The organism is Ramlibacter sp. (assembly GCF_013697775.1).
Classification (GTDB): Bacteria; Pseudomonadota; Gammaproteobacteria; order Burkholderiales; family Burkholderiaceae_C; genus Ramlibacter.
The window spans coordinates 1-6,149 of sequence record NZ_JACCWG010000262.1 but is presented as its reverse complement, the minus strand read 5'-3'; the positions used below and the strand labels follow the sequence as shown (position 1 = coordinate 6,149).

The following is a 6,149-nucleotide window of genomic DNA, read 5'->3' as shown; positions in this document are numbered from 1 at the left end:
GCCGCACCCCGTGCCGCTGAACGAAGATCCCACCGTGAGGCTGCCGATCCCGCGCTTCGAGCCGATCGAGGCCGACGAGGTAGAAGCCTTCAAGCGTGCGCTGGCCGCAGGCGCATCGGCGCCGGCGGTGGTTGCGGCCACTCCGGCGGCTGCCGCCGCAACGGCGCCGGCGGCGGACATGGGCGCGACGGCGCGCGACTTCGACGGGTCGGTCAAGCACGGCCCGCAAAGCTACACGCTGCTCACCGGCTTCGAGGACACCGAGGTCACGGACAACGCGCCGCTGGTGCCGGCGCTGAGCGCCACGCAGTACGGCGACCTGCGCTAGGAAGCGGCGGCCGGGCCTCAGTGGCCCGGGAAGTCGACGAAGGTGAAGACGGACAGCCCGCCGGCGCGCAGCCGCTGCGAGCCCCCCAGCTCCGGCAGGTCGACGATGGCCGCGCCTTCCACCACCGTGGCGCCGAGTTTTTCCAGCAGCCTCTTGCCGGCCAGCATGGTGCCGCCGGTGGCGATCAGGTCGTCGATCAGCAGCACGCGCTGGCCCGGCTTCACCGCGTCGGTGTGCAGTTCCACCGTGGCGCTGCCGTACTCCAGGTCGTAGGTTTCTTCCACCGTGGCGAAGGGCAGCTTGCCTTTCTTGCGGATCGGCACGAACCCCAGGCCAAGCTCGTACGCCACCACCGGTCCCAGGATGAAGCCGCGCGCGTCCAGGCCGGCCACCACGTCGGGCCGCCGGTCCATGTAGCGGTGCACGAAGCCGTCGATCAGCACCCGGAACACCTTCGGGTCCTGCAGCAGCGGCGTGATGTCGCGGAACTGCACGCCGGGCACCGGCCAGTCGGGCACGGTGCGGATGTGGCTGCGCAGGTAGTCGCTCACGCTGAACGGGTCGTGTTCCATCTCGTCGTCATCCTTTGAGCAGCCGCTCTTCGGCAATGGCCAGCGGCTCGGGCCGGCCGGACAGGACCAGCGCGTCGCCATCCTGCAGGGCGGGGTCGGCGGCGGGGTTCACCGCCTTGCCGTCGCTGCGGCGCAGGCTGACCACGCGCACGTCCAGCGCCTGCAGCGCCAGCGTGCCCAGCATGCGGCCAATCGCCGCGGCGTCGGGCGGCAGCTTCACCGTGGTCAGGCGTTCCTGATCCCGTTCTTCCGCGGTGTCGTCGTCGTCGGCGCCGTGGAAGTAGCCGCGCAGCAGGTTGTAGCGCGCGTCGCGCTGCTCCTGCACGATGCGGATCACCCGGCGCATCGGCACGCCGACCAGCGCCAGCGCGTGGCTGGCCAGCATCAGCGAACTCTCCAGCGCCTCGGGCACCACCTCGGTGGCGCCGGCGGCCTGCAGCTTGTCCAGGTCGTGGTCGTCGTGGGTGCGCACGATCACCGGCACCTGCGGCGCGTGCTTGTGCGCGTTGGCCAGCACCTTCATCGCGCCGGGAACGTCCAGGTAGCTCACCACCACGGCGCTGGCGCGCGCCAGGCCGGCGGCCATCAGCGCCTGCAGCCGCGCGGCGTCGCCGTACACCACCGAATCGCCGGCCGCGGCGGCCTGGCGCACGCGGTCGGGGTCGAGGTCCAGCGCCATGTAGGGAATGCCTTCGCGCTCCAGCATGCGCGCCAGGTTCTGGCCGCAGCGTCCGTAGCCGCAGATGATCACGTGCTTGCTGACGTTGATCGACTTGCGCGCGATGGTGGTCATCTGCAGCGACTGCTGCATCCACTCGCTGGCCACCAGCTTCATCACGATGCGGTTGCTCCACTGGATGATGAACGGCGTGGCCAGCATCGACAGCACCATGCTGGCCAGCACCGGGTTCAGCAGCGCCGGCGGCACCAGGTTGTTCTGCTGGCCCAGCGTGAGCAGCACGAAGCCGAACTCGCCGGCCTGCGCCAGGTACAGCCCGGTGCGCAGCGACACGCCAGTTGACGCGCCCAGCCCGCGTGCGAGCAAGGTCACCAGCGCCAGCTTGAACAGCACCGGCAGCGTCACCAGCACCAGCACCAGCGCCCAGTGCTCGGCCACCGGGCGCCAGTCCAGCAGCATGCCGATGGTGATGAAGAACAGGCCCAGCAGCACGTCGTGGAACGGGCGGATGTCGGTCTCCACCTGGTGCTTGTATTCTGTCTCCGAGATCAGCATGCCGGCGATGAAGGCGCCCAGCGCCAGCGACAGGCCGGCCAGCTCGGTGAGCCAGGCCAGCCCCAGCGTGATCAGCAGCAGGTTCAGCACGAACAGCTCATCGCTGCGCCGCCGCGCCACCAGCGTGAGCCACCAGCGCATCAGCGCCTGGCCGCCGGTGAGCAGCAGCACGATCAGCACCACCGCCTTGGCGCCGGCGACGGCCAGCGACATCAGCAGCGTCTCGGCCGGGCTGCCCAGCGCGGGGATCAGCACCAGCAGCGGCACCACCGCCAGATCCTGGAACAGCAGCACGCCCATTACCCGGCGGCCGTGCTCGGACTCCAGCTCCAGCCGCTCGGCCATCATCCTCACCACGATGGCGGTGCTGCTCATGGCCAGCGCGCCGGCCAGCGTCAACGCCGTTTTCCAGCCCATGTTCCAGGTCTGCGGCAGCAGGGCCGCCAGCAGCAGCGCGCCGGCCATGCCCAGCGCAATCGTCAGCAGCACCTGGAACAGCCCCAGCCCGAACACGTGGCGGCGCATGGCGCGCAGCTTGGGCAGGCTGAATTCCAGGCCGATCACGAACATCAGGAACACCACGCCGAATTCGCCCAGGTGCCGCACCGCGTCGGCGTTTCGGCCCAGCGCCAGCGCGTTCGGGCCGATCACCACGCCCACGGCCAGGTAGCCCAGCATCGGCGGCAGCTTGAGGAAGCGGCAGCCCACCACCGCCAGCACCGCGGCCAGCAGGTACACCAGGGTGAGCTCGAGCGAGGACATCCCCTGATGCTAGCCGAGCGTCCCGCCAGCGCCGCCTAGAATCGCCCCCATGATCACTTCGACAGGCGCGGGACCGGCCGCTTCGACAGGCCCGGCGTTCGACGCGGCCCGCGCGCTGCGCCTGGCCCAGGAGACCTTCGAGATCGAGGCCGAGGCGGTGCTGGGCCTGAAGGCGCGCACCGGCGAGGCCTTCGCCCGCGCGGTGGAAAAGCTGCTCGGCGTGCGCGGCCGCGTGGTGGTGATGGGCATGGGCAAGAGCGGCCACATCGGCCGCAAGGTGGCCGCCACGCTGGCTTCCACCGGCACGCCCGCCATGTTCGTGCACCCAGCCGAAGCCAGCCACGGCGACCTGGGCATGATCAAGGCGATCGACCTGGTGCTGGCGATCTCCAACGGCGGCGAGAGTGACGAGATCACCGTGATCCTGCCGGTGCTCAAGCGCCTGGGCGTGGGCCTGGTGGCGATCACCGGCAACTCCGACTCCACGCTGGGGCGGCATGCCGACATCGTGCTGGACTGCGGCGTGACCCGGGAAGCCTGCCCATTGCAGCTGGCGCCGACCGCCAGCACCACCGCGCAGCTCGCGCTGGGCGACGCGCTGGCGGTGTCGTTGCTGGATGCGCGGGGGTTTCGCACCGAGGACTTCGCAAGATCTCACCCAGGCGGGGCGCTCGGCCGCAAGCTGCTGACCCACCTGAGCGACGTGATGCGCACCGGCGACGCCGTGCCGCGCGTGCGCGCCGACTCCGCGTTCCCCGCGCTGATGCGCGAGATGAGCGCCAAGGGGCTGGGCGCCTCCGCCGTGGTGGACGACAGCGACCGCGTGCTGGGCATCTTCACCGACGGCGACCTGCGCCGGCTGATCGAACAAGGCGTGGACCTGCGCGCGATGGTCGCGCGCGACGTCATGCATCCGGGCCCCAAGACCATCCAGTCCGACGCGCTGGCGGCCGAGGCCGCGCAGCTGATGGAGCAGCACCGCATCACCAGCGTGCTGGTGGTGGACGCCGAAGGGCGGCTGTGCGGCGCGGTGAACAGCAACGACCTGATGCGCGCCAAGGTCATCTGAACATGCCCGCATCCACCTCTGTTTCCCTCTCCCCCGCGCTGCGATTTCCACCCGAGCTGCTGCTGGCCGCCCAAGGCGTGCGCGTGGCTTTCTTCGACGTCGACGGCGTGCTAACGGACGGCGGCCTGTACCTGTCCGAGCACGGCGAGACGCTCAAGCGCTTCAACATCCTCGACGGCCTGGGATTGAAGCTGCTGCAAGAGGGGGGCATCGTGCCGGCCGTGATCACCGGCCGGGACTCGGCGCCGCTGCGCCAGCGGCTGCAGGCGCTGGGCATCGCGCACGTGCACTACGGCACCGAGAAGAAGCGCCCGGCGGCCGAATCGGTGCTGGCGGCGCTTGGCCTGGACTGGAGCCAGGCCGCCGGCATCGGCGACGACTGGCCCGACCTGCCGGTGCTCACGCGCTGCGCCTTCGCCGCAGCGCCGCCGCATGCGCACGCCGAGGTGCGCGCCGTGGCGCGCCATGTGACGCAGGCCGCCGCCGGCCACGGCGCGGCGCGCGAATTCTGCGACCTGCTGCTGCTGGCCTGCGGCCGCTACGCGCAGCTGCTGGAAGGCTACACATGAGCTCGGTGGTGCCGGCGGACGTGCCGCCGCGGCGGCTCGCTCGTAGCCTATGGCGGCTGTGGGACCGGCTGTCGATCTACCTGCCGGTGATGCTGATGGGCGTGATGGCGCTGGGCACCTACTGGCTGGCGCGCAACACGCCGAGTTTTTCCGACCCGACCACCGAGCGCGCCGCCACGCACGAGCCCGATTCCTTCATGCGCGGCTTCTCGGTGAAGAACTTCGACGCTGCCGGCCGCCTGAAAAGCGAAATCTACGGCGTGCAGGCGCGCCACTACCCGGACACCGACACGCTGGAAATCGACCAGCCGCGCATCCGCTCGTTCAACGAGCACGGCGCGCTCACGGTGGCCACCGCCCGGCGCGCCATCAGCAACGCCGACGGCACCCAGGTGCAGCTGATCGGCGACGCCGTCGTCACGCGCGAAGCCGTCACCGACGCCCAGGGCAACGCCGCGCCGAAGATGGAGATCCGCAGCGACTTCCTGCATGCCTTCATGGACACCGAGCGCATCACCACCAACAAGCCGGTGATCCTGATCCGCGGCGACGACCGCTTCAACGCCGACGGCATGGACTACGACAACCTGGCGCGCGTGCTGCAGCTGCGCGGGCGCGTGCGCGGACTGATCGCGTCGCCGCGCGCCGGGGGCTGAGCGCCGTGCCGCTGGCGTTCATCACGGGCGCGTCCAGCGGCCTGGGCCAGGCGCTGGCCTGGCGCTACCACCAGGCCGGCTGGCAGCTCGCCCTGGTGGCGCGCCGCACCGGCGAGATCGACAGCTGGGCGGCCGCGCAGGGCCTGCGGCCGGAACATTGCGCGGTGTACGGCGCCGACGTGGCTGACACAGGCGCCATCGTCTCCGCCGGCGAAGCCTGCATCGCGGCGCAGGGTCTGCCCGACGTGGTGATCGCCAATGCCGGCATCAGCATCGGCATCGACACCGCGGTGCGCGCCGACATCGACGTGCTGGCGCGGACCTTCGCCGTCAACAACGTGGGGCTGGCCGCCACCTTCCATCCCTTCGTCGCGCCGATGGCGGCGCGCGGGTCGGGCCGGCTGGTGGGCATCGGCAGCGTGTCCGGCATCCGCGGCCTGCCGGGGCACGGCGCCTATTGCGCGAGCAAGGCCGCGGTGATCGGCTATTGCGAAAGCCTGCGCGGCGAACTGCGCGCCTCGGGCGTGAAGGTGGTGACGATCTGCCCGGGCTACGTCGACACGCCGCTCACGCGAAAGAACCGCTACGGCATGCCCTTCCTGATGCAGCCGGGCGACTTCGCCGACCAGGCCTTCCGCGCCATTGATGCGGGCGCCAGCTACCGGGTGATCCCATGGCAGATGGGCATCGTCGCGAAACTCCTGCGCGCCCTGCCCAACGCCGTATTCGACCGGGCGCTGGCCGGCAGGCCACGAAAGCGCCGGCAGGACGAATAAACAAAAAGCATGAAAAGAAAAAAGGCTCCCGAAGGAGCCTTTTCGTCGTGGGCGCAGGGCGCCTGGTGCTTAGTAGCCGCCGCGGCCACCGCCGCCGCCGCTGCCACCACCGCCGCTGCCACCGCCACGCGGGCCGGAGCCGTACGGGCTGCGGAAGCCGCCGTCCTGGCCGCCGCCACCACC

The 6,149-nt window shown here is 70.8% G+C and carries 6 protein-coding genes and 1 pseudogene; 5 read left to right on the top strand and 2 right to left on the bottom strand.

Going from position 1 to position 6,149, the window contains the following annotated elements; all coding sequences use genetic code 11:
- A pseudogene (locus H0U68_RS12985) lies at positions 1–328 on the top strand (hypothetical protein); the annotation flags it as partial.
- 17 nt (positions 329–345) lie between these two features.
- Here H0U68_RS12985 and H0U68_RS12980 read toward each other — a convergent pair.
- Together H0U68_RS12980 and H0U68_RS12975 are read right to left on the bottom strand one after the other, a co-directional pair.
- Complete coding sequence (locus H0U68_RS12980) at positions 346–900, bottom strand: adenine phosphoribosyltransferase (protein WP_296356214.1); 555 nt, start codon at positions 898–900, stop codon at positions 346–348.
- A 7-nt stretch (positions 901–907) separates the two neighbouring features.
- A complete protein-coding gene (locus H0U68_RS12975) occupies positions 908–2,896 on the bottom strand; it encodes a monovalent cation:proton antiporter-2 (CPA2) family protein (RefSeq protein WP_296356212.1) in 1,989 nt (662 codons plus the stop codon).
- A 49-nt stretch (positions 2,897–2,945) separates the two neighbouring features.
- Between H0U68_RS12975 and H0U68_RS12970 the strand changes: the two genes are divergently transcribed.
- The 4 genes from H0U68_RS12970 to H0U68_RS12955 are packed head-to-tail and all read left to right on the top strand — an operon-like array spanning position 2,946 to position 5,966.
- Positions 2,946–3,965, top strand: coding sequence for a KpsF/GutQ family sugar-phosphate isomerase (locus tag H0U68_RS12970; protein WP_296356210.1), 1,020 nt, complete (start codon positions 2,946–2,948; stop codon positions 3,963–3,965).
- A gap of 2 nt (positions 3,966–3,967) precedes the next feature.
- The gene (locus H0U68_RS12965; protein ID WP_296356208.1) at positions 3,968–4,534 is read left to right on the top strand and encodes a 3-deoxy-D-manno-octulosonate 8-phosphate phosphatase; all 567 of its coding nucleotides are present in this window, start codon (positions 3,968–3,970) and stop codon (positions 4,532–4,534) included.
- Positions 4,531–5,190: an LPS export ABC transporter periplasmic protein LptC gene (lptC, locus tag H0U68_RS12960; RefSeq protein ID WP_296356207.1), complete on the top strand. Its 660-nt coding sequence runs from the start codon at positions 4,531–4,533 to the stop codon at positions 5,188–5,190. The genes H0U68_RS12965 and lptC overlap by 4 nt, the downstream gene beginning before the upstream one ends.
- Entirely contained in the window at positions 5,187–5,966 is a 780-nt protein-coding gene (locus H0U68_RS12955; protein WP_296356217.1) for an SDR family oxidoreductase, read from the top strand. The genes lptC and H0U68_RS12955 overlap by 4 nt, the downstream gene beginning before the upstream one ends.
- The last annotated feature ends 183 nt before the right edge of the window (positions 5,967–6,149 follow it).